Genomic DNA, 21107 nt, shown 5'->3' on the forward strand with positions numbered 1-21107 from the left:
GAATTTTTAATACTTTCGGCTTTTTTTGCCTTCGGGCGGAGCGGGGACTCGCCCCCGCACCCCCAGGATATTTAGGCGCAGAGGATGACAATTTTAGGCAAATTGTTCGGGTTTTGACGGTGTCACACGTGCAGCGGGTCGGCTTTGGCAAGACGGTCAAACGCCATCAGACTGGCGATCAACGCCGCCATTTTGTCGAGCGGAATCATGTTGGGGCCGTCGGAGGGGGCGGTGTCAGGGGCCTCGTGGGTTTCTATGAACACCCCTGCAATGCCCAAAGATACTGCAGCGCGGGCCATCACTGGGGCGAATTCGCGCTGACCACCGCTTGATCCGCCAAGGCCGCCGGGTTGTTGCACGGAATGCGTCGCGTCCATGATCACCGGATAGCCGGTGCGCGCCATGATCGGCAGGCTGCGCATATCGGTGACAAGCGTGTTGTAGCCGAAACTTGCGCCACGCTCGGTCAGCAGGATGTTCTCGTTGCCGGTTGAGGCGACCTTTTCGGCGACATTGGCCATATCCCAAGGGGCGAGAAACTGGCCCTTCTTGATGTTGACCACCGCGCCGGTTTCGCCCGCAGCCAGCAAAAGGTCGGTCTGGCGGCACAGGAAGGCCGGGATCTGGATGACATCGACCACCTTTGCGGCTTCGCGCGCTTGCGCAATATCATGCACATCGGTCAGCACGGGGATGCCGCTGGCGCGCACAGTCTCTAGCACTTTTAGGCCAGCTTCCATGCCCATGCCACGCCGACCCGAGAGCGAGGTGCGGTTGGCCTTGTCATAGCTGGCCTTGAATACATATTGCGCCCCCGCCGCCGCACAAGCCTCTGCCATCACCCCAGCGATCATCTGGGCGTGGTCGAGGCTTTCCAACTGGCAGGGGCCTGCGATCACCAGCAGGGGCTGATCGTTGCCAACGCGCAGGCCGCCAATAGGAACCTGTTTCATCCGGACGTGACCTGTTCATAAAGGATGGCGATGGTCATGGTGATCATCAGATAGATGCCGATCAGGATCAGCATCACCACCAGCGTGGATTCGAAGGCGCGCGGATAGGCGGCCTCATCGGCGGCAACCGGGTTGACCGACACCGATAGATAACGGGTCTGACGGTTCGCCTCATTCCGGGCGAGTTCGGTGGCTTGCAACGATTGCGCCAGCATCAACTGCCGGGTCTGCACCTCGGCCTGCGCTACCAAAAGCTCGGACTGCACGCGCGCCAGTGACTGACCGTTCATGTCATTCTCGGTCAGTTTGGCGCGCAGTTGCGCAATTTGTTCTTCCAGCGTGGCGATGCGGCGTTTGACAGGTTCCATCCGGGCCTGATTGGGATTGGAGTTTGCCTCCATCTGCGCCAGCGACAGCTTTTCTGTGGTCAGTTGCGTGTCCAACTGGCCGATTTGCGCGGTGACAAGCGAAATTTCGACCTCTGACGACAGCACCTTGGTCTTCTCCTGCAAGGAGACCACACGCTCATTGGCTTCTTTCAGCTTGGCTTCGGCGTCATCATAGCTTTCACGCGCGCCCTGCATCTGATCGTCGCGCACCCGCGCTGTCATCATATCGACGCGCTCTTCCGCATAGCCCAGCAAGGCTTGCGAGAATTTCACTGCCGTTTGCGGATCGGCGGCAATCACCTCCATCTTCACGACGCCTTCGGTGGGGTCGTAGGAGATTTTCACGAATTTATGGTAAAGCTTGTAGGCCGCGCCTTGTGTGGCATCGGGGGCCAAACGTTGCAGCGGGTCGATGTTTGGGCCAGAGAAATGCGCGCGAAAGCCAAGATCATGGTCAAGGCGTTCCATCGCGTCCTGGCTTTGCAGGTAGCCCTGCACGGTGATCGAATCCTGCGATGTCGCCATCGCCGAGCCTTTCAGCATCGAGCTGAGGCCCGAAGGTGCGGCATCGTTCTGCTGGATGACGAATTCGGTACGGCTGGAATAGAGTGGCGTGGCGATGGTGTAATAGTAGATCGCCGCCAGCAGCGTCGGCAGGCCGACGAACACGAACAGGCGCGCGGCCAGCAGCAGGGATTTCTTGCGGCGGCGGGCGACGATATCGCGCTGGATCTTGCCAACCTCGGCCAGATGCGCGCGTTCAATCTGCTCTTCGGTCGAGGGCAGTTGAATTGGTTTGATGGTTTGCGGCAGTTGCACGCCATCGCCGCCGGGCGTGACCGTCAGCGCGCGCGAGCCTGTGGGCGGCATCGGCGGGCCATCGCCAGAGGAGACCAGCTCCAGCACGGAATTGGCTTGGAACGGATCAATCCCGGCGTTGCGCAGCAGGCGCACGGCGTCGAAATCGGAAGTCGCGGGCAGGCCGTGCTTTTGCGCCAAGCGGCGGGCCATGCGCAACTGGCGGCCCGTCAACCCCTCTTGCCGGATGGTGTCAATATCGGCGGGGGCAGAGTTGGGGCCGGGTTTTTCGGCGCCCGGAAAGGTCATGCCAGCAAAGCCGTCTTCAGCCTCGGTCGGGAAGAAGGCGCGGTCGCCGAGTTGCGGTTGGGCGGGGGGCGTGGCTGGGGGTGCCTTGGCGGCGGCCCTGGTTTCAGGCAGCGGCGCAGGCGCCTCAATCGGGTCGGGGCGGCGGGTGCGGAAGCGTTGAACGCTAAGTTTGGTAGTCATAAAGCCGCTTCGCCTCTTCAAGAGTTTCAAACATATACAACTGACCATTGCGCAACACGGCGGCGGAACGGCAGAACTTTTCCAGCGTCGAGGGCTGGTGCGACACCACCACCACGGTGGCGTTCTTCAGCCGCTGGCGCAGCACTTGCCCCGCCTTGCGGTTGAATTCCACATCGGTCGAAGACGGCATGCCTTCGTCGATGAGGTAAATATCAAACTCCAGCGCCAGCATCAGCGCAAAGGAAAACCGCGAGCGCATGCCTGAGGAGTATTTGCCAACCGGCTGGTCGAAGTATTCGTCGATATTGGCCAGCCAGCGGCAGAAGCTTTCGATATAGTCCGGGTCCAGCCCATAGAGCCGCGCGATGTAGCGGGCGTTTTCGGTGGCGGTGTGTTTCGACAGGATGCCGCCCATGAACCCCAGCGGAAACGAGATGCGCGAGGTGCGGGTGATCTTGCCCTCATCCGGTTTTTCCAGACCTGCCATCATGTTGATGATCGTGGTCTTGCCGGTGCCGTTCTTGGCGAGGATGCCCAACGAATTGCCGACTTCAACGCTGAACGACGCGCGGTCAAGGATCACCTTGCGCGACTTACCTGTCCAGAAGGACTTACTGACATTCTCAAACGCGATCATGGCTGCCCGGTGGGCCTGCCTCCTGCCTGTGCAAACGGTGTGGCCAGGGATGCCAGCCTAACCGAGAAAGTGTTAACGCTTGGTTCCTGTCAGACCACAAGAGCCATAAGCGGACCTATCCCGGCTTTGAGGCATCATTATGTCGCATCCATGGACAATGGCGCAAGGTGGCGCGGGAAATTGTCTGCACACGCGGATGTGAGCGATCAGCGCCGGGTTGCGCGCGCCAGCAGTAGCGCGGCCGCTCCGGCCAGCAGCGACAGTGCGAGACCCAGCCTTGCGGCTTCGGCCATGCCGCCGCCGGGCAAGGCCGTGTCGAGGGCAAGCACCGGGACGGTGAAGCCGACGCCGAGCAGCAGGGCGATCAACAGCAGTTCGCGCAGGCGAATGCCTTGTGGCAGGCTGCGTCCGGTGATTTGGGCGGCGATCATGCAGCCCAGAAGGAAGCCCAGCGGCTTGCCGACCCAGAACGCGGCCAGCGTGGTGAAGGTGGTGGGGGCGAAGGCCGCCAGATCAATGCCGCCACGGGTGAGGCCGAACAGGAACAGCACAAGCGCCAAGGGGCGCACCAGCAGATGCGCCAAGCGGTTCAGCGGATCATGCAGGAAATTCTCGGCCTCGGCAAAGAAGCCGAAAGACCGCTCGGCATGGGGGATTGCGGGGATAACGGGCAGTAGACCCAAAGCGGGCGGCAGGCCTGCGGCGGCGACGCCGATGAACGAGATCGCTCCGGCAAGCACATAGGGCCAGAGCATCAGGCCTTGGCGGCGCGCGGCCTCGGACGCGTGCAGGCGCTGGCGGCGGCCGTAAAGCGCCCAGACGCCAACACTGGCGATCAGTGGCAGTGCCAGCCAGCCCAAACGGAATAGTCCACCGCTGGGATAGGAAAGGCCCAGCACCAGCAACCCCAAGAAATCGCAGGCGATGGTGACAAGCAGCAGCACATGCAGCGCCGGATGGTTGGGTCCGAACACCCGGCGGCCCAGCACGTAGCCCAGCACCACATCCGAGCCCATCGGCACCTGCCAGCCGATCGCAAAGCTGGCTTCCTGCGCTGTCTCAATCAGTGCGCCGGTGATGATCCAGATCAGCGCGCCGCCAAGGGCCGCGCCGATCACCCCGCCCAAAGGCACCAGCGATTGCGGGCCAGACAGCGCGCCACGCTCCAGCACCACGGCTTCCCACAACTCTTTGCCAACAAAGAACATGAACAAGGCCATCAAGCCATGCGAGGTCAGCGAGGCCGGGGTCAACGCCGGGCTTTGCGCCACCCATTGAGTCAAGCCTGCGGGCAGGAACTCGGGAGCGTGCAGATCGGCCAGCCGCCATTCGATGAAATCATAGTAACCCGCCGCATCCAGATTAAGCCAAAGCGTCGCACACAGGATGCCAAGCCCCAAGGCGAGGGCAAAATGGCGCATGAAAGGCGAGACACGATACATAGTCATAATCCGGGGAAGGCGGCGATGATCTTTCAATATATGGGGGGCAGTCGGCTCACAATCTGGATTTGCCGGAACTGTGCAAGTGTTGCAGCGCTGTCGTGATCGGGGTAGCGATGGGGCAAACGGAGGATGCCATGCGCGATCTCGATCAGGCTTATGCGGCGATGCAGGCGGGGGATGAAGCGGCGGGGCTGCGGTTCTACCGACTGCTGGCGGATGCGACGCTATTTCTGCTGCTGGAGCGCGAGGCCGAGGGCAGCCGGGTTGATCCACGGGTGTTTGATCTGGCCGAGGGGCCGGTGCTGCTGGCGTTTGATTCCGAAGATCGGCTGGCGGTGATGGGCGATGGCCCCTTGCCTTATGCCGCCCTGCCGGGGCGGTTAATTGCGCAGCAGATGCTGGGGCAGGGGCTGTCTTTGGGGCTGAACCTTGGCACGGGTGCTGCGTCCGAGGTGTTGCTGCCGCCCGAGGCTTTGCGTTGGCTTTGCGAGATGCTTGATGCCACGCCTGCCGAAGTCGAGGCGGTGCCGTCGCAGTTCTTCGCGCCGCAGGGTTTGCCGGATGCGCTGAGCGATGCGCTGACCTTTACACTGGGCGGAGCTGCGGGGCTGGCGCGCGCCGCGCTGCTGGCGGGGGTGCGTTACAGCGACGGGCGGTTGGGGCATATGCTGGCGGTGATTGACGCGGTATCGGGAGCCGAGGAGGCGCTTGCGCGGGCGTTGGGCGAGGCTTTGGTGTTCTCGGGGCTGGAGGCGGGCGAGTTGGATGTGACTTTCTTGGCGGCAGGCGATGCCGCGGTGGCGGAACTTGCTCGGGTCGCGGTGGTGTTTGAGGTGCCCGAACGGGTGGCCGAGGCGAAGGCAGAGCGGGCGGCGCCGGGGATGGGCGATCAGCCGCCGCGTTTGCGGTAAGGTTGAAGCTCGGGGTTTCACACCCCCAGACCCCTGTGGGATATTTGCGCGCAGGGGATGGCAACTTTAGTCGCGTTGTTTGGAATTTCCTTGGGGTATCATGATACCGTATATTTCAACCATATGAAATCACTTGGTATTATCTTTGGTCTAGCGCTTGACGCTGCATCCGCCTTGCGCGATAAGCCGCCATCCGAAATGCGAGGGGTGACTCTCGCCCCTGCTTTATGGGTTCAAGATGAAAACCTTCTCCGCTACGCCTGCGGATATTGACAAGAAATGGATCCTGATCGACGCCGAAGGCATCGTTCTGGGCCGTCTTGCAACGATCGTGGCAAACATCCTGCGCGGCAAGAACAAGCCGACCTTCACCCCCCACATGGATATGGGTGACAACGTGATCGTCATCAACGCCGACAAGGTGCAGATGACCGGCAACAAGCGCAACGACAAAGTCTATTACTGGCACACTGGCCATCCGGGCGGCATCAAGCAGCGCACTGCCAAGCAAGTTCTGGAAGGCGCACATCCCGAGCGCGTCGTGATCAAGGCTGTTGAGCGTATGATCACCCGCAACCGTCTGGGCCGCGTTCAGATGACCAACCTGCGCGTTTACGCCTCGGCTGAGCATCCGCATGAGGCACAGCAGCCCACCGTTCTGGACCTTGCGGCCCTGAACCCGAAAAACACCCGGAGCGCGTAATCATGTCCGATATCAAATCTCTCGACGATCTGAAATCGGCCGTTGGCGCGGCTGCTCCGGCTCCGGCGGCTGTTGTGCGCACCCCGGTGCGTGACAAGCTGGGCCGGGCTTATGCAACCGGCAAGCGCAAGAACGCCGTTGCACGCGTCTGGATCAAACCGGGCTCGGGCAAAGTGGTTGTGAACGGCAAAGAGATGGCGGTTTATTTCGCGCGTCCGGTGCTGCAAATGATCCTGCGTCAGCCGTTCACCGTTGCTGGCGTTGAAGGCCAGTTCGACGTGATGGCAACGGTTGCTGGCGGCGGTCTTTCGGGCCAAGCCGGTGCTGTGAAGCATGGCGTGTCGAAAGCGCTGCAGCTTTATGAACCCGGTCTGCGTGGGGCGCTGAAAGCCGCTGGCTTCCTGACCCGCGACAGCCGTGTGGTGGAACGGAAGAAATACGGCAAGGCGAAAGCCCGTAAATCGTTCCAGTTCTCGAAGCGCTAAGCTTTACCATCTGGATTTCGGCAAAAGGCCCGTGGTGTTCCACGGGCCTTTTGTTTTGGTTCCGGCGGTCTTCCCATCTGGGATGCACTTGTGTTTTCTGATCTGTTTCAGGCAGATTTCCACAATATGTTGTGGGTCGTGGGCGCTTCTTAAGCCTCGCCATAAAAAAAACGGGCCGGAAAACCGGCCCGAGGTTGGGGAACAGCGGGAGGTAATCAGGCGCGCCAGAACGGCTTTTCGGCCTCATGCTCGGCATGGCTTTCCGAAAGGCCGATGTCGCGCAGCATGTGCTTGGGCATCTGTGCCAACTGCTTTCGGGTGCGATGGCGCAGCTCCCATGCCGCGACGGTCAGCGCCAGCGACACCAGCACGCGCGAAATCGGCGGCAAGGGTTGGGCGTTCAGAGCGAGGGCTTGGTTATACGACATGAGCTTCATCCGATTGTATTGATACAAGATGCAATATTCTGCTAGTATTGATACAATCCCCGCCAGCGAATCGCCAGAGGAACATTGTCATGAATACAATCTGGGTGCCGGACCTGTCTGGCGACGAGGGGCCGAAGTATTTATCGCTGGCACGCGCCTTGCGCGAGGCAATCCGCACGGCGACGCTGCCGCAAGGCACACAATTACCGACGGTGCGCGACCTGGCTTATCGGTTGGCGGTGACGCCGGGCACAGTCAGCCGGGCCTATCAGATTGCGACGCAAGAGGGTCTGCTAGAGGCCACGGTGGGGCGCGGCACCTTTGTGGCGGCGCGCAAGCCGCGGCTGGGCCCCACGCAAAGCCTGTTCACCGACCGCGATGCCGGCGTCGATGAAGGTCGGGTTGATCTGCGGTCGCCGCAACTGCCTGATGTCGGGCAAGTGACGGTTTTTGGCGATATTCTGCGCAAAGCATCGCTGAACATTGGTGCGGAATGGCTTGATTACACACATCAAAGTGGTGAACGCCCACTGCGCGAGGCGGTGGTGGGCTGGCTGAGCGGCCGGGTGTTGGGGCCGATCAGCGAGGATGATGTGATGCTGACCCACGGCGGGCAAAGCGGCATTGGTCTGGTGCTGGATTGCTGTTTGCGCGGCGATCGCCCGGTGGTGCTGATCGAAGATCTGGCCTATCCGGGCTTTCGCTATGCCGCGCGCGCGGCGCGGGCCGAGGTGGTGAGCATCGAGTTGGACGATGAAGGCATCCGCCCCGATGCGTTGGAGGTCGCCTGCAAACGCTATGGCGCGCAGGTATTGTGTCTGACCCCAAGCGCACAAAACCCGACCACGGCGCGGATGAGCCCGGAACGACAGGCACAGATTGTATCCATCGCGCGGCGTTACGATCTGCAGATCATCGAGGATGAGTGCTATTTCTACTCGGGCGCGCCGGACCCTGCGTTGCGGGCACTGGCACCAGAGCGGGTGTGGTATGCGGGCAGTCTGTCAAAATCGGTCTCGGCGGCGCTGCGCTTTGGCTATGTGATCTGCCCGACCGGCATGGGGCCAACCGGGCGGCTGGCGGCGCAACATGCGTTCTTTGCGCTGTCGAAACCCTTGGCGGAATTTGCGCTGGAGTTGTTCAACTCGGGGGCTGCGACCGAGATCCGCCGTCTGGTCGAGGCGGAATTTTCGGATCGTTTGCAAATGGTTGTCAACCGTCTGGGTGCATTTGATCTGGCGTGGCAGAAGGGGATTCCCTTTGCCTGGCTGCGGCTGCCGCAGGGGTGGCGGGCCTATACGTTTACCCGCATGGCCGAAGAACAAGGCGTTTTGCTGCGCGCCGCCGACCAATATGCAATGAGCAATGGCCGCGCGCCGAATGCCGTGCGGCTGGCGATTGCGGGGGGGATTCCGCGCCAGCAGCTTGATGCCGGATTGGCGGCGATGGGCTATATGCTGCCGCGCCCGCCGAATGATATGGCGGTGTAATCAATCTTACCCGGCAGATGCGGATTTCGAACGAGCCATCTCCAAGCACGTCATCGTGCATTCCTGACGTGACCGGGCAGGCCCTTGGTATCACCGCTATAATGGACGCTCAAGGTTGCCTTTGTTCGCTATGACTGTCTGAATGTGTGGCTTTCTGGACTCTGTGCGACACAATCTTGCGCTGGCGAATTGACCGAAGGCCGCCTCACGCGCAAGATTCCGCTTAAGGCCCGCGAAAAGGGTCAGAGCAGATCAGAAAGGCCCGAACAATGGGACTTCAAACCACGTTTCATGCGCCGGGTGCAGGCGCCGATTTTCTGGGTATGCGCAAATCGCGCGCAGGCTCGACCGAGATCGTTTATGACGACGGTGCAAAGCAGCGGCTGATCTGGCGGGTTGCCGATGGCGCGGGCGATGAGGTGATCTCGGACGCGCTGCAGGCGGCGGTCGGTGCGCAGCGGGTGCTGGCAAGCCTGTATGACGAGCTTAAAAAGCGGGCGATTCAGATCGAACGCATCTGACGGCTGCCTGTTTCGCTTGCGCGCCTGACCCTTGGCGGTGATGATCAGAGAAGATGTGGGATCACATAAAGCTTGCGCGATTTTGCGGGATCGGCTTAATTTGATCAAAAGACGCAAAGCTGTGCCAGCCAAGGCGCAACAGGGGGAACGGGATGCAATCGAAACCAAAGGTGCGCTTCTGGGGATCAGAAGCCGCCAACGGGCTGTTTATGATCAGCCCCACCGCGATTTATGCGATACTGCTGCTTGCGGCTCCGCTGGCGATGATCCTTGCCTATAGCTTCATGACCGATGGATATCTGAAGATTATCCCGCATTTTCAGTTGTGTAACTACATTGGCGAGTGTCACTCGTATAAAGACGTCAACGGGGTGATGACAGAGTCGCAAGCCTACAAGGGCGTGTGGTCGGACCCGCTGGCGCTGACGCTGATGTGGCGGTCGTTGCTGATCTCGATGGTGGTGACGGCGGTGACGGTGCTGCTGGCGTTTCCGGTGGCTTACTACGTCAGCTTTTATGTCAGCCCGTCGAAAAAGTCGCTGTGGCTGTTTCTGATCACCATTCCGTTCTGGACCAGCTATCTGATCCGGGTGTTTTTGTGGAAGGTGATTTTGGGCACCGGCGGGCCGATCAACTTTGGTCTGCTGGAACTGGGGCTTATTCAGGAACCGATCACTTGGCTTTTGTATAACGTCAATTCGGTGGTGATCACGCTGGCGCATGCCTATGCGCCGTTTGCGATCTTGCCGATTTTCGTCAGTCTGGAAAAGATCGACCGGTCGTTCCTTGAGGCCGGGCGCGATCTGGGGGAAAGCCCGTTGATGACGTTCTGGCGGGTGACGCTGCCCTTGGCGATGCCGGGGGTGATTTCCTCGGTGCTGATCGTGTTCATTCCGACGATTGGCGATTATGTGACGCCCAGTCTGGTGGGCGGGCCTGAGGGCAAGATGGTCGCGAACCTTGTCGAGTTGAACTACAAAAAGCTGGACAATTACCCATTGGGATCGGCACTTGCGGTGTCGTCGATGGCCTTGGTGATGGCGGTCAGTCTGTTGTTTTTGTTTATGAACCGGCGGTTCTTGAAGGGGAATAAGCGATGAAGGGCGGTTGGTTTCGGGGCTATACGATCTTTTATCTGATCTTCCTTTACGCCCCCATCGTGTTGCTGCCGGTGTTTGCCTTCAACAATGCCACAACGGTGGCGTTTCCGCTGAACGGCTTTACGACGGCGTGGTTTGGCAAGCTGTGGGATGATCCGGCGCTGCATCATGCGCTGAAAAACTCGCTGATCATCGGGTGCAGTGCGGCGGTGATCTCGACCTGTTTGGGAATTTTCGCCTCGCGTGCGTCCAGCCGCTATGCGTTCCCGTTCAAGACTCCGCTGATGGGGCTGATCATGCTGCCGTTGGTGATGCCGGATATCATCCTCGCGGTGGCGCTGCTGACGGTGCTTTTGGGCATCGGGGTGCCGCTGAGCCTGTTCACGGTGATCCTGGGGCATGTGCTGGTCTGCACGCCGTTCTCGATTGCGATTCTGTCGGCGGCGTTTCAAAGCTTGGATCAGTCGCTGGAAGAGGCGGCCTATGATCTGGGTGAGACGCCGATTTCGGCGTTCCGGCTGGTGATTTTGCCGCTGGTGCTGCCGGGGATCATTTCCAGCCTGTTGATCACCTTCACCATCAGCCTTGATGAATTCATCATGGCGTTCTTTCTGGCGGGCAATGAAAACACCCTGCCGGTCTATATCTTTGGCCAGTTCCGCTTTCCGCAGAACGTGCCTGTCATTCTGGCGCTGGGGACGATTCTGGTCTGTCTGTCCATCGCGCTTCTCGCAACCGCAGAATATTTCCGCCGCCGTGGCATCGCCAAAACCGGTGGTAAGGATACTGGAGGCTTCCTGTGACGTCTGAAAAACCCACAATGATCGAGTTCAAGGACGTTCATAAGTATTATGGCGATTACCACGCCCTGCGCGGGATCACCGCCACGATCAAGGCGGGCGAGTTTTTCAGCCTGCTGGGGCCGTCGGGCTGTGGCAAGACCACGCTGCTCCGCACCATTGCCGGGTTTGAGGGGATTTCCTCGGGCGTGGTGATGATCGACGGCAAGGATATGGCGAATGTGCCTGCCAATGTGCGGCCGACCAATATGGTGTTCCAATCCTATGCGATCTTTCCGCATCTGACGGTGGCGCAGAATGTCGGCTTTGGCTTGCGCAAAGACCCGCGCTCCAAGGCAGAGAAGGACGCGGCAGTGGCCGAGGCGTTGGAGATGGTCGGGCTAAAGGGTTACGGCGCGCGCGCGGCGCACGCGCTTTCAGGCGGGCAGCGGCAGCGGGTGGCGCTGGCGCGGGCGCTGATCCTGAAGCCGAAGGTTCTGTTGCTGGATGAACCCTTGTCAGCGCTGGACAAGAAGATGCGCGAGCAGATGCAGATGGAGTTGATCAAGCTGCAACGGCAGGTTGGCATCACCTTCATTCTGGTCACACACGATCAGGAAGAAGCCTTGGTGATGTCTGACCGGATTGCGGTGATGTTTGAAGGTGAGATCGCGCAACTGGCCGACCCCGAGACGTTGTATCGCCGCCCCAACAGCCGCAAGGTGGCGGATTTCATCGGCACGATGAACTTCCTGCCCGCCGAGATTCTGTCCGAGATTGACGGCAAGGTTGAGGTTGATGCCAAGGGCTTTGGCCGCCTGACGCTGGATGCCGATCAGGTTTCGGTGGCACCGGGCAGCTCAAGCGCGTCGATTGGCTTCCGGCCCGAGACGCTAACCATTCTGTTTGATGGTCAGACCGCGACGGACCGCGAAAGCCGCGCTGAGGTGGTTGAGGTCGTCTACTACGGCGACATGACCTATTACGACATCCGGCTGGAAGGCACGACTGAGCCGATGCGGCTGTCGATGCGCAACGTGTTCGGGCGGCCGGTGCTGGACATTGGCACGCAGACACGGGTGGCATGGTCTCCGGGGGCGCTGGTGCTGTTCCGCTGATGCTGACATCCGAGCGGCTGGCAGATTTGCCGCCGACGCTGTTCTTTCACGCCCGCGCCAAACTGGCGCAGGCGCTGGAAAAGCGGCATTTCAAACTGCTGACCGCTTTTGCCGATCACGCGCGCGGGCAGGGTTGGCGGGTGGAGGTGTTGGACGGTGCTGCGGGCCAGCACGAGGTTGCAGCGGCTTATCCGCAGCATCTGCATGTGTTCATGGAAGACCGTCCGTTTTACGCGCGCAATCTGTTTCATTGCGTGCCCAGCTATTTGCGCGGCTATTGGTTTTTCGATCAGATCGGCACCCGCAACAACAGTCTGGCAAGATTGGCGCTGTTTGATGCCGAAGCCGTGCCGCGCCGCAAGGCCGAGCGGTTTCTGGCCAAGCTGGAGGCCGAGTTTGTTGGCCAGAACCGCAGCAAGTTCGAGCAGATGCCGCGCGGGGCCGAGGCGATTGCGCCGGGGTGTCTGGCGTTTTTCGCACAGGATTTCAAACCGCCGAAGCATCACGCGCATTATCTGACCGTGCCGCAGATGATCGAGGCGGCGATTGCGGCCAAGGGGCGGCGGGCTTTGTATATCAAGCCGCATCCGAACCAGAGTTTTGACGAATTGGAAATCTTAAGCCGGTATCATGCGCCCGAAGCCGGGGTGCATGTGGTGACGGCCTCGATCCACGATTTGCTGGCGGCGTGCGATTGCGCGTTGACGCTGAGTTCGGCGGTGGGGTTTGAGGCGTTCTTGCACCGCAAACCCGTGGTGCTGGGCGGTCAGGTGGATTTTTGGCAGAACGCGATCACGCTGACCGAGCCTGCGCAGATGGCGGGTGCGATAGCTACGGCGATGGCGCGGGATTGGCCCTATGCCGGGTTTCTGCACTGGTATTTGCAGCAGATGTGTCTTGAGGATAAGCCCGAGGATTTGCCGCGCTTGCTCGCCCGTCTGCATCAGCGTGGCTATGCGTTGGGCGATGCTGCGGGGCGGGGGTATTTCTAGCGCTCAGGCGTCGGGGCGCAGCAGGCCAAGGCCGCGCAGGTAGATGCCGATGCCAGCCTCAAGCAAGTCTTCCGGCGGAAACGGGCTTTTGGCACCGGGGGCGCCGCGCATGTAAAGCTCCACCACGCCGTGGCTCATCGCCCAGATATGCGCCGAGAACATGCTGGAGGGCGGGCGTTTGTCGGCAGGCAGGTGTTGCGAGAGTTTCTCGGCAGCCTGTTCCAGCACCGCGCGGGCTTTTTGTGCCACGATGGCCAGGTCGGGGTGGGCTTGCAGGCTAAGGCCGGATTCGAACATCGCCATGTAATGACCGGGGTATTTGCGCGCGAATGCCAGATAGGCGCGGCCCGTGGCCTCAAACGCCGCCAAAGCGGTGGGCTGGCCGTTGTTATAGGCGAACTCCATCAGGGCTGCGAAAATGTCGTAGCCCTGCCGCGCTACCTCGGCGATCAGATCATCGCGGCCGGCGAAATGGCGATAGACGGCGGCGGGGGTGACATCGGCGGCCTTGGCGGCTTCGGACAGGGTAAAGCCGTTCGGGCCTTGGTCTGCGATCAGCGTCAGGGCTGCTTCGACCAAGGCTTGCCGCAGATTGCCGTGATGGTAGCCACGTTTCACCCTTTTGGCCGGATTTTGGGGCCGCCGCAGATGTTCTTGTCAATCTCGCCGATCACCGCCATATCCTTGCCCTTGTAATCGACCGACAGCAGGATGTTCTGGATGGCGCAGATGCGGGTGCGCAGTTTGTCGTCCGACAAGATCACCGTCCAAGGCGCGTATTTGAAATGGCTTTGCGCGAAAGTTTCATCTATCGCCGCGCAATATTCCTGCCATTTCGCCAAGCCATCAATGTCGATCTGGGACAGCTTCCATTGCTTCAGCGGGTCTTGCTCGCGGTCGAGAAACCGCTGCAATTGTTCGGCCTGGCCAACCTCAAGCCAAAGTTTGACAAGGACGATGCCCTCATCCACCAACATGCGTTCAAATTCAGGCAGTTGCCGGAAGAACTTCGCGCGCTGTTCGGGGGTGCAAAAGCCGAACACATGCTCGACAATGCCGCGGTTATACCACGAACGGTCGAAGAAGGCGATTTCGCCTGCGGCGGGCAGCCAATCGACATAGCGCTGGAAATACCATTGCGCGGCCTCGCGCTCGGTCGGTTTTGACAGGGCGACGATGCTGGCGACGCGGGGGTTGAGGTTTTCGTGTGCGGCAGAAATCGCACCGCCCTTGCCTGCGGCGTCTCGGCCTTCGAACACCACCACCATGCGCTTGCCGGTGGCCTTGATGTCGGCGGCCATGCGCGCGAGTTGCACCTGAAGCGCCTCCATATGCGTCTTGTAGTCGGATTTCTTCATTTCCTCGCGGTAGGGATATTCCTTCCACAGGATTTCGTCCTTGCTGGCCTTTTCGATGGTCTTGCGCACCTCTTTCGGGGCGGCTTCCTTGAAATAGCGGCTGATTGCGCCGTCAAAGGGCAGATCCATGGTTTCCTCCAGCTTTGGGTTTGGCCCCACTATGGCGATTGCAGGGGCGCGCGCAATGCGGCGCGTTCGATGGCGGCAAGGGTTTCGGCGCGGTGGCTGTAGTGCGGCATGTGGCCTGCACCCGGAATGATGGTGAGATGCGCATTAGGCATCCGGGCCGCGAAGGGTTCGGAGTGGATGTGCAGCGGCACGATGGTGTCGGCACTGCCGTGGATCATCTCAATGGGCAGGGTCAGTTGCGGATAAAGCGGTTCTTGCGCGACGATCTCGGGGCGCAGGCTGTTCACTTGCGCAAAATTGGCGCGGAGGGCGCTTCGGCGCAGGGTCAGTTCGGCGGCGATGGCGCGGGCATAGCCCTCTGGCACGGGGTCGGGCGCGAAAATGGCGGCGATGGTGGTTTGCAGATAGCTGTCGGGGGTGAAGGCGGTGGCCAGCGGCGGGATCAGCGCCGAGCCGATAGGGTTGGCGGTGAGGCGGTAGAAGATATCCAGCGGGCCGGGCCAAGGCAAGCTGGGGGCAGAGATCAGCACCAGCGCGCGGGGTTTGACGGGGGCGAACAGTGCCCAAGCCAAGGTGACAGAGCCGCCATAGCTTTGGCCGACAATGATCGGGTTTTCGACGCCAAGCTGGGCTGCGGCTGCCGACAGATGCAGGGCTTGGCCGCGGATGGATTGATCCGGGATCGGGTCTGACCAGCCCAGGCCGGGGCGGTCAAAGGCTATGACGCGGTAGGATTTTTCCAGATCGGCCGCCAAGGCGAAGGTCATGTCGCGGGCATTGCCTGACGCGCCGTGGATCAGGATCAGATCGGGGCCAGCGCCTGTGACATAGACATGCACCTGTGCGCCATTTACCGTCAGAAACTGACCCTCGGGCGGAAATTCGGCCATGATCGCGGCCTCGCGACTTTGCGCGCGCCACTGGGTCAGGCCCGCAACGCCGCCCAGAAGCGCTGCGCTTATCAACAGCTTAGCGGCCAATTTCTGCCATATCATAAGGCGTGCCCTGATAAATCTCGTTGATCCAGTTGCCGTAAAGCAAATGCGCGTGGCTGCGCCAGCGGTTCAGCGGAGGTAGGGCAGGATTGTCGTTCGGGTAGTAATTATCCGGCACGTTGATCGGGGTGCCTGCGGCGACATCACGGTCATATTCCTGTTTCAGCGTGTCGCTGTCGTATTCGAAATGGTTGAAGATATAGAGCGCGCGGTGCGCTGGATCTTCGACCAGACAGGGGCCGACCTGATCGCTGCCCAAGAGGGTGCGCAGGCCGGGGGCGGCATCAATCTCGGGCTGTTTCATCTCGGTCCAGCGGCTGACGGGGATCACGAAATCATCCGAAAACCCGCGCAGGAACGGCGAGGTGGGGGCAAGGTTCTGGTGGCGGAAGCAGCCGAACGCCTTGTGATCGAGCATATGCTTTTTCACGCCGTGGAAATGGTTGATCATCGCCATCCCGCCCCAGCAGACGCCGAAGGTCGAGAACACGTTGGTCTGCGTCCAGTCCATCACCTCGCAGAGTTCATCCCAATAGGTGACTTCTTCGAACGGCAGGTGTTCGATGGGGGCGCCGGTGATGATCAGGCCGTCAAACTTCTCGGCCTTCACATCTTGGAACGGGCGGTAGAAGGTTTCCATGTGATCGGCGGCGGTGTTTTTCGCCTGATGTTCCGACATGCGGATCAATTGGAAATCAATCTGCAAAGGGGTCGCGCCGATCAGGCGGGCAAACTGGTTCTCGGTCTGAATCTTTTTGGGCATCAGGTTCAAGAGGCCGATGCGCAAGGGGCGGATTTCCTGCGCCTGCGCCCGTTCGGGCGACATCACCATGACGCCTTCGTTCCGCAGAACGTCAAAGGCGGGCAGGGTGGCTGGCAGGGTGATCGGCATGGGTTTATCCTGATTTTAGCGAGAGTTAGGCATGGGTTTGCCGGCGATCAAGGGCTGTCGCGATCATGTCATCGAAATCGGCGGGGGTTTTGACCTGCGCCACTTCCTCGGCTGTCACGGTGATGCCCCAGCGCGCCATCGCGGCATAGCGCGGCTGGCGATGGTCCAGCAGGCGGGCGTAGCCAAAGCGCAGGAAGGCGTCGGGATCGACCTCGGTTGCCGATTTGCCTTCACGGGCAAGGTATTCGGCCCAGAGCGTTTCAAGGAAATCGGGCCGGTAATACATCGGCTTTGGCGCGCGATCAAACCGGCGGGCGAGTTCGGCCTTGTGGGCATCCGAGCCTTTGATCCAGACCAGCAGCTGGTTGTCTGCCAGTGCGCGCATCACCGGATCGGCGGGGTCGTCAGCCTCTACCACTTCACAGATCGAACCTGAGGTGTCGCAGATAAAGTTCTGATAACCGTAGATATTCTCGGCACGCTCGACAAAGCGCGGCACGTCCAACATGGCCGAGATTTCGGCCTGCGCATGTTCGGCTTGGCGGCGCTGATATTCGGCAAACGGGATGCCGCCGCGCGCAGGATCGCCGGGTTTGCCGAGATAGGTCGACAAGGGGGCTAGGTTGTTGAAGGTGATGTTGGACGCGATATAGACCGAATCCGTCATCAGCAATTCGCGCAGCAGCGGGACTTTCATCGCCTCGCGCTTGAAGTTGTCGGCGATGAATTCGTTCATATAGCGGGTGCCGATGCGGTAATCGACCGAGTAGTGAAACCAGCCGCCTTGCCCTGCGCCATCTTGCACGGAATCGCGCAGCATGTTGGCCAGATAGGTCTTGCCCAAGCCCGACATGCCAAACAGCAGCACGCGTTTGCGCGGGGCCGCACGATAGTCTTGTCCTGAAGTGTAGATCATCGCGCCCTCCGGCTTGCTTGGCTGGGGCTTTGTTACAGGCTGACACGGACCTGCGCAAATGAGAAACGGCCCCGCGTTGGTGCGCGGGGCCGCGTCAGGAAAGTGGCAGATCAGAAGGCGTAGGAAATCCGCATCCCGACGCCCACGGCCGAGTTGTCCGAGAAATTCGCCGCTGTCGTACTATCATTCAGCGAGGTTTTCGCATCGCCGATGCGCACGTAGGACACGCCGCCCGAGATTTTCAGGTTGTTGGCCATGGTGTAGGCGGCACCGATGGTGATGCTGGTCTTGCCGTCATGCGGGCCGAGGTTGGAGGCAAAGCCGCCGACCTGATCCTCAAAGCCGATCGAGACCGAGCCGGACCAGTTTTCGTTGAACTTGCGCCCGACGCCCAAGGTGTAGGTCACGGTATCTGAGTCGTAGGACACCAGCGGCGACGGTGCCGGATATCCTGCGGGGTCGATGACGAAAGAGGTCCAGTCCACCCAGCGGATCGAGCCGAACACCAGCGTGTCTTTGGCGACGCCCGACTGGAATTCCAGGTTCACGCTTTGCGGCGAATCCACCGAGGTGGTGCCTGCCACATCCAACCCGCCGGTCAGCAGGCTGGATTCGACGGTTTTGAAATCATGGGTGATTTTCGAATTGTAGGTCAGCGCCACGCGCAGGGCGATTTCGGGCTTTTCATACGCCACACCGACAAGATAGCCGAGGCCGCTGGATTGATCGGAATCCACCTTGTAGCCCGCAACGAACGGCACCGAGGCTTTGGCATCCATCAGCTCATACCGCAGACCGCCGTAGATGCTGATGTTGTTGTCGGTCTTGTATTTCAGCACCGTGGTGAGGGCGGTGGAGTTCAGCTCGGCCGTGGAGCCTTGGGCGAAGTAGTTGGTGCCAGTCGGATAGCTGACCTTTGCGCCGAAGGGTTGATCGAAGATCACGCCCAGATCCCAGTGATCATTCAGCTTGGTTTTGACAGCCATGCCGATCTGATTGTAACCGACGGCCATATCGCCAGAAGAAAAACCACCCAGGGTTGCGACTGCGGTGCCCGAAACATCCGGCGAGACGCGGCCAAAGCTGAGTTCGACATAATCGCCGTTCTCGAAGATCGAGGCGACGCTTTGCCCCGAACGGTCAACGCCGCCCGCTTGCGCCAGCGTGGTGGTGAGTGCCAATGCGCCCAGCCCTGTGATGATATGCTTCATGGTCTACTCCCCGTAACCGATGCGGCACCTTGGCATGTCCCAACTTTCCCGTGGGTTAATGCGTCAAGTGCGGTGATATGTCACGCTAAGCGGAAGGTTGCATATCGGTCAATCAATGACGCGGCGTCACGGGGCCGTGATTGGGGGGGTGTGGCCTTTGGGTCGGATCTCGGCACGGATGTTCAGCCAGATTCCGGCAAAGATCACCGCAGCGCCGACGATGACGTAAGGGTCCAGCGGCTCGGCGTAAACCATCGCGCCGACAACGGCGATCAGCGGCAGTCGCAGGAAATCCAGCGGCATGACGTAGGATGCCGGGGCCATTTTCAGCGCGGCGGTGATGCAGTAATGCGCGGTGACACCGGCAAGGCCGATCACGCAGAGCCAAGGCAGGGTGGCGGCGGTGGGCAGGTGGAACACGCCGTCATAAAGCGCGACGCCGAGACCGAAGAAAAACTGCATCAGAGTCAGCCAGAACAGGATGCACAGGATCGACAGGCCGGCGGTCAGCTTTTTCGTCACCACATTGGTGGTGGCAAAGCACAGGGCGGAGCCTGCCGCCGCCAACACGCCGAGGTTCAGATGCGCGAGATCGGGGTGGGCGACGATCAGCACGCCGATAAAGCCAAGGGCCGCTGCAAGGATGCGGGTGCGGGTCAACCGCTCGCCCAGCAGCAGGGCGGCAAGCAGGACCACCCACAGCGGCGAGGTGAATTCGATGGCGAAAAGCTGGGCGAGCGGGATCATCGTCAGCGCCCAGAACCACAGGTTTTGCCCGGTGAAATGGATGACGTTGCGCAAGGCGTGACCGCCCAGATTGCGGGCGTTGATCTCATGCAGGCGGCCCGTCGCGGTGGCCAGCGCCAGGACCAGAAAGAAGCCCACGGCGGAACGCACGGTCATGATCTCAAAACTGTCGTGGCGGCTGCCGATCTGTTTGGCGGCAATCGCCATAGCCGAGAATGCGAGAATCGAGCCGATCATCCAGAGGGCTGCCCGCAGCGCTGGGGACCGGGGCGCGATCATTGGCTGACCTGCGAGGTTATCGAATGGGGATGGATGGTTTCGGTGTCTGGCGTGGTGCCATCCAACCGGTCAGCTTTGCGCAGGGCGGGGAACATCCACGCCCAAGTGCCGGTGACAATCATGGTGCCGATGCCGCCGAAGACGGCAGCGCCCACCGGACCAAGGAAACGTGACACGACGCCGGATTCGAACTCTCCCAACTCGTTCGAGCCCGAGATGAACAGGCCCGACACGGATGACACCCGCCCGCGCATGTGATCGGGTGTGACGATCTGCACCAAGGTTTGCCGCACATAGACCGAGATCATGTCGGCGGCCCCTAGCACCGCGAGGGCCGCGACCGACAGATACATGTTTTTCGACAGGCCAAACACCACCGTCGCCAGACCGAAGGCAGCGACGGCCCAGAACATCCGCACCCCGGCGCGACGTTTCAGCGGCCAGCGCGCCAAGGCCAGTGCCATCAGCACAGCGCCAATCGCCGGGCCAGAACGCAGGATGCCAAATCCCTCGGGTCCGACATGCAGGATGTCGCTGGCGAATGCGGGCAGCAGGGCGGTGGCACCGCCCAGCAGCACGGCGAACAGATCAAGCGAGATCGCTCCGAACACGATCTTGTTGTGGAAGGTGTAGGCGAGGCCCTCTTTGATCTGCGCCCATGGGCTGCCCGGTTGCCGCTCGGGCGTGGTGTTGGCGCGCATCAGCAGGATCACCGCGATGCCGAGGACGTACAGCACGGCGGTGGTGGTGTAGGCGGTGGCGGTCGAGATGGCGCAAAGCATACCGCCCAGCCATGGGCCGACGATCACCGCGCCCTGCCAGCTTAGGCTTTTCAGTGAAATCGCCTGCGGCATGTCGGCTTTTGGCACCAGCATTGGCACCAAGGCCGAAGCGGCGGGAGACAGGAAGGCGCGCGCAGCGCCGAACAGGGCGGCGATGGCGAAAATGGCGGTGAAGCCCGGCTCGGGGTGCAAGGCGAGCGCCACCAGACCCAATACGCCGACAGTTTCGGCGAGCAACGCCAACATCACGATGCGGCGGCGGGAATAGCGGTCAGCCAGCGAGCCTGCCCACAGCGTCAGCACGAACAGCGGCAGGAATTGGCACAGGCCGACCATGCCGACCAGAAAGGCGCTTTCTTCGATGGAAAGCGTGGCGCGCCCCAATGCGTAGATCTGCCAGCCGATGGTGACGGCCTCGATCTGGGCTGCGATGTTGACCAAAGCCATCCCGCCCCAGAACAGGCCGAAATCGCGGTGGCGGAACAGGAAGTTTTGCGAAAGCCCGGGCATAAGCGCAGGCTTACCGCCATCGGCACGACTTTGCCAGAGGCCGCGTTGCG

Annotated in this window: 22 protein-coding genes; 9 read left to right on the top strand and 13 right to left on the bottom strand. The window is 60.9% G+C overall.

The window, feature by feature from the left end:
* Nucleotides 1-122: 122 nt before the first annotated feature.
* The 4 genes from kdsA to ACFOGH_RS03875 form a co-directional block, all read right to left on the bottom strand.
* Nucleotides 123-953, bottom strand: a complete 831-nt coding sequence (kdsA, locus tag ACFOGH_RS03860) for a 3-deoxy-8-phosphooctulonate synthase (RefSeq protein ID WP_380071750.1) — start codon at nucleotides 951-953, stop codon at nucleotides 123-125.
* Nucleotides 950-2629 (bottom strand): capsule biosynthesis protein, encoded by a 1680-nt coding sequence (locus ACFOGH_RS03865; RefSeq protein WP_380071751.1) that lies wholly within the window; start codon nucleotides 2627-2629, stop codon nucleotides 950-952. Before ACFOGH_RS03865 ends, kdsA begins: the two co-directional genes overlap by 4 nt.
* Complete coding sequence (locus tag ACFOGH_RS03870) at nucleotides 2613-3266, bottom strand: ABC transporter ATP-binding protein (protein ID WP_380071752.1); 654 nt, start codon at nucleotides 3264-3266, stop codon at nucleotides 2613-2615. Before ACFOGH_RS03870 ends, ACFOGH_RS03865 begins: the two co-directional genes overlap by 17 nt.
* A 206-nt stretch (nucleotides 3267-3472) precedes the next feature.
* Nucleotides 3473-4714 carry a Na+/H+ antiporter NhaA gene (locus ACFOGH_RS03875; RefSeq protein ID WP_380071753.1) on the bottom strand — a complete coding sequence of 414 codons (1242 nt, stop codon included), beginning with the start codon at nucleotides 4712-4714 and terminating at the stop codon, nucleotides 3473-3475.
* A 131-nt stretch (nucleotides 4715-4845) separates the two neighbouring features.
* On the opposite strand from ACFOGH_RS03875, the gene ACFOGH_RS03880 reads away from it, so the two are divergent.
* The 3 genes from ACFOGH_RS03880 to rpsI all read left to right on the top strand — a co-directional run bounded on the left by ACFOGH_RS03880 (nucleotide 4846) and on the right by rpsI (nucleotide 6810).
* A complete protein-coding gene (locus ACFOGH_RS03880; protein ID WP_380071754.1) occupies nucleotides 4846-5622 on the top strand; it encodes an SseB family protein in 777 nt (258 codons plus the stop codon).
* A 238-nt stretch (nucleotides 5623-5860) separates the two neighbouring features.
* On the top strand, nucleotides 5861-6325 hold the full coding sequence (gene rplM, locus ACFOGH_RS03885) for a 50S ribosomal protein L13 (protein WP_380071755.1): 465 nt from the start codon (nucleotides 5861-5863) through the stop codon (nucleotides 6323-6325).
* 2 nt (nucleotides 6326-6327) lie between these two features.
* Nucleotides 6328-6810 (top strand): 30S ribosomal protein S9, encoded by a 483-nt coding sequence (rpsI, locus tag ACFOGH_RS03890; protein WP_380071756.1) that lies wholly within the window; start codon nucleotides 6328-6330, stop codon nucleotides 6808-6810.
* A 215-nt stretch (nucleotides 6811-7025) separates the two neighbouring features.
* Here rpsI and ACFOGH_RS03895 read toward each other — a convergent pair whose 3' ends face one another.
* A complete protein-coding gene (locus ACFOGH_RS03895; protein WP_380071757.1) occupies nucleotides 7026-7238 on the bottom strand; it encodes a DUF1127 domain-containing protein in 213 nt (70 codons plus the stop codon).
* A gap of 89 nt (nucleotides 7239-7327) precedes the next feature.
* Here ACFOGH_RS03895 and ACFOGH_RS03900 point away from each other — a divergent pair, with 89 nt between their 5' ends.
* From ACFOGH_RS03900 to ACFOGH_RS03925, 6 genes are all read left to right on the top strand, one after another.
* Nucleotides 7328-8728, top strand: a complete 1401-nt coding sequence (locus tag ACFOGH_RS03900) for an aminotransferase-like domain-containing protein (protein WP_380071758.1) — start codon at nucleotides 7328-7330, stop codon at nucleotides 8726-8728.
* A gap of 269 nt (nucleotides 8729-8997) precedes the next feature.
* Nucleotides 8998-9249: a hypothetical protein gene (locus ACFOGH_RS03905; RefSeq protein WP_380071759.1), complete on the top strand. Its 252-nt coding sequence runs from the start codon at nucleotides 8998-9000 to the stop codon at nucleotides 9247-9249.
* Between the two features lie 152 nt (nucleotides 9250-9401).
* Nucleotides 9402-10349 carry an ABC transporter permease gene (locus tag ACFOGH_RS03910; protein WP_380071760.1) on the top strand — a complete coding sequence of 316 codons (948 nt, stop codon included), beginning with the start codon at nucleotides 9402-9404 and terminating at the stop codon, nucleotides 10347-10349.
* The gene (locus tag ACFOGH_RS03915; RefSeq protein WP_380071761.1) at nucleotides 10346-11152 is read left to right on the top strand and encodes an ABC transporter permease; all 807 of its coding nucleotides are present in this window, start codon (nucleotides 10346-10348) and stop codon (nucleotides 11150-11152) included. Before ACFOGH_RS03910 ends, ACFOGH_RS03915 begins: the two co-directional genes overlap by 4 nt.
* A 17-nt stretch (nucleotides 11153-11169) precedes the next feature.
* Nucleotides 11170-12246 (top strand): ABC transporter ATP-binding protein, encoded by a 1077-nt coding sequence (locus tag ACFOGH_RS03920; protein WP_380071762.1) that lies wholly within the window; start codon nucleotides 11170-11172, stop codon nucleotides 12244-12246.
* A complete protein-coding gene (locus tag ACFOGH_RS03925) occupies nucleotides 12213-13238 on the top strand; it encodes a capsular polysaccharide export protein, LipB/KpsS family (RefSeq protein WP_380071763.1) in 1026 nt (341 codons plus the stop codon). The genes ACFOGH_RS03920 and ACFOGH_RS03925 overlap by 34 nt, the downstream gene beginning before the upstream one ends.
* Before the next feature lie 3 nt (nucleotides 13239-13241).
* On the opposite strand, the gene ACFOGH_RS03930 is transcribed toward ACFOGH_RS03925, so the two are convergent.
* The 8 genes from ACFOGH_RS03930 to ACFOGH_RS03965 form a co-directional block, all read right to left on the bottom strand.
* Nucleotides 13242-13856 carry a TetR/AcrR family transcriptional regulator gene (locus ACFOGH_RS03930; protein ID WP_380071764.1) on the bottom strand — a complete coding sequence of 205 codons (615 nt, stop codon included), beginning with the start codon at nucleotides 13854-13856 and terminating at the stop codon, nucleotides 13242-13244.
* Nucleotides 13853-14725 carry a polyphosphate kinase 2 gene (ppk2, locus tag ACFOGH_RS03935; protein WP_380071765.1) on the bottom strand — a complete coding sequence of 291 codons (873 nt, stop codon included), beginning with the start codon at nucleotides 14723-14725 and terminating at the stop codon, nucleotides 13853-13855. The genes ACFOGH_RS03930 and ppk2 overlap by 4 nt, the downstream gene beginning before the upstream one ends.
* Nucleotides 14726-14754: 29 nt before the next feature.
* Entirely contained in the window at nucleotides 14755-15720 is a 966-nt protein-coding gene (locus ACFOGH_RS03940) for an alpha/beta fold hydrolase (RefSeq protein WP_380071766.1), read from the bottom strand.
* Nucleotides 15695-16612, bottom strand: a complete 918-nt coding sequence (metA, locus tag ACFOGH_RS03945; RefSeq protein ID WP_380071767.1) for a homoserine O-acetyltransferase MetA — start codon at nucleotides 16610-16612, stop codon at nucleotides 15695-15697. Before metA ends, ACFOGH_RS03940 begins: the two co-directional genes overlap by 26 nt.
* 25 nt (nucleotides 16613-16637) lie before the next feature.
* Entirely contained in the window at nucleotides 16638-17528 is an 891-nt protein-coding gene (locus ACFOGH_RS03950) for an ATPase (protein WP_380071768.1), read from the bottom strand.
* 110 nt (nucleotides 17529-17638) lie between these two features.
* Nucleotides 17639-18739, bottom strand: coding sequence for an OmpP1/FadL family transporter (locus ACFOGH_RS03955; RefSeq protein WP_380071770.1), 1101 nt, complete (start codon nucleotides 18737-18739; stop codon nucleotides 17639-17641).
* A gap of 126 nt (nucleotides 18740-18865) precedes the next feature.
* A complete protein-coding gene (locus ACFOGH_RS03960) occupies nucleotides 18866-19765 on the bottom strand; it encodes a DMT family transporter (protein ID WP_380071771.1) in 900 nt (299 codons plus the stop codon).
* Nucleotides 19762-21057: an MFS transporter gene (locus ACFOGH_RS03965; protein ID WP_380071772.1), complete on the bottom strand. Its 1296-nt coding sequence runs from the start codon at nucleotides 21055-21057 to the stop codon at nucleotides 19762-19764. The genes ACFOGH_RS03960 and ACFOGH_RS03965 overlap by 4 nt, the downstream gene beginning before the upstream one ends.
* Nucleotides 21058-21107: the final 50 nt, after the last annotated feature.

This window comes from Cypionkella sinensis, from assembly GCF_042646385.1.
In the GTDB taxonomy this organism is placed as follows: domain Bacteria; phylum Pseudomonadota; class Alphaproteobacteria; order Rhodobacterales; family Rhodobacteraceae; genus Cypionkella; species Cypionkella sinensis.

Excerpts from the sequence above, each read along its gene's own strand:
- ACFOGH_RS03920 (WP_380071762.1), top strand. The coding sequence starts at position 11,170 with ATGATCGAGTTCAAGGACGTTCATAAGTATTATGGCGATTACCACGCC.
- ACFOGH_RS03940 (WP_380071766.1), bottom strand. The coding sequence starts at position 15,720 with ATGATATGGCAGAAATTGGCCGCTAAGCTGTTGATAAGCGCAGCGCTT.
- kdsA (WP_380071750.1), bottom strand. The coding sequence starts at position 953 with ATGAAACAGGTTCCTATTGGCGGCCTGCGCGTTGGCAACGATCAGCCC.
- rpsI (WP_380071756.1), top strand. The coding sequence starts at position 6,328 with ATGTCCGATATCAAATCTCTCGACGATCTGAAATCGGCCGTTGGCGCG.
- ACFOGH_RS03925 (WP_380071763.1), top strand. The coding sequence starts at position 12,213 with ATGGTCTCCGGGGGCGCTGGTGCTGTTCCGCTGATGCTGACATCCGAG.
- metA (WP_380071767.1), bottom strand. The coding sequence starts at position 16,612 with ATGCCGATCACCCTGCCAGCCACCCTGCCCGCCTTTGACGTTCTGCGG.
- ACFOGH_RS03900 (WP_380071758.1), top strand. The coding sequence starts at position 7,328 with ATGAATACAATCTGGGTGCCGGACCTGTCTGGCGACGAGGGGCCGAAG.
- ACFOGH_RS03915 (WP_380071761.1), top strand. The coding sequence starts at position 10,346 with ATGAAGGGCGGTTGGTTTCGGGGCTATACGATCTTTTATCTGATCTTC.
- ACFOGH_RS03870 (WP_380071752.1), bottom strand. The coding sequence starts at position 3,266 with ATGATCGCGTTTGAGAATGTCAGTAAGTCCTTCTGGACAGGTAAGTCG.
- ACFOGH_RS03950 (WP_380071768.1), bottom strand. The coding sequence starts at position 17,528 with ATGATCTACACTTCAGGACAAGACTATCGTGCGGCCCCGCGCAAACGC.
- ACFOGH_RS03910 (WP_380071760.1), top strand. The coding sequence starts at position 9,402 with ATGCAATCGAAACCAAAGGTGCGCTTCTGGGGATCAGAAGCCGCCAAC.
- ACFOGH_RS03905 (WP_380071759.1), top strand. The coding sequence starts at position 8,998 with ATGGGACTTCAAACCACGTTTCATGCGCCGGGTGCAGGCGCCGATTTT.
- ACFOGH_RS03880 (WP_380071754.1), top strand. The coding sequence starts at position 4,846 with ATGCGCGATCTCGATCAGGCTTATGCGGCGATGCAGGCGGGGGATGAA.
- ACFOGH_RS03965 (WP_380071772.1), bottom strand. The coding sequence starts at position 21,057 with ATGCCCGGGCTTTCGCAAAACTTCCTGTTCCGCCACCGCGATTTCGGC.
- ppk2 (WP_380071765.1), bottom strand. The coding sequence starts at position 14,725 with ATGGATCTGCCCTTTGACGGCGCAATCAGCCGCTATTTCAAGGAAGCC.
- ACFOGH_RS03895 (WP_380071757.1), bottom strand. The coding sequence starts at position 7,238 with ATGTCGTATAACCAAGCCCTCGCTCTGAACGCCCAACCCTTGCCGCCG.
- ACFOGH_RS03960 (WP_380071771.1), bottom strand. The coding sequence starts at position 19,765 with ATGATCGCGCCCCGGTCCCCAGCGCTGCGGGCAGCCCTCTGGATGATC.
- ACFOGH_RS03875 (WP_380071753.1), bottom strand. The coding sequence starts at position 4,714 with ATGACTATGTATCGTGTCTCGCCTTTCATGCGCCATTTTGCCCTCGCC.
- ACFOGH_RS03955 (WP_380071770.1), bottom strand. The coding sequence starts at position 18,739 with ATGAAGCATATCATCACAGGGCTGGGCGCATTGGCACTCACCACCACG.
- ACFOGH_RS03865 (WP_380071751.1), bottom strand. The coding sequence starts at position 2,629 with ATGACTACCAAACTTAGCGTTCAACGCTTCCGCACCCGCCGCCCCGAC.
- rplM (WP_380071755.1), top strand. The coding sequence starts at position 5,861 with ATGAAAACCTTCTCCGCTACGCCTGCGGATATTGACAAGAAATGGATC.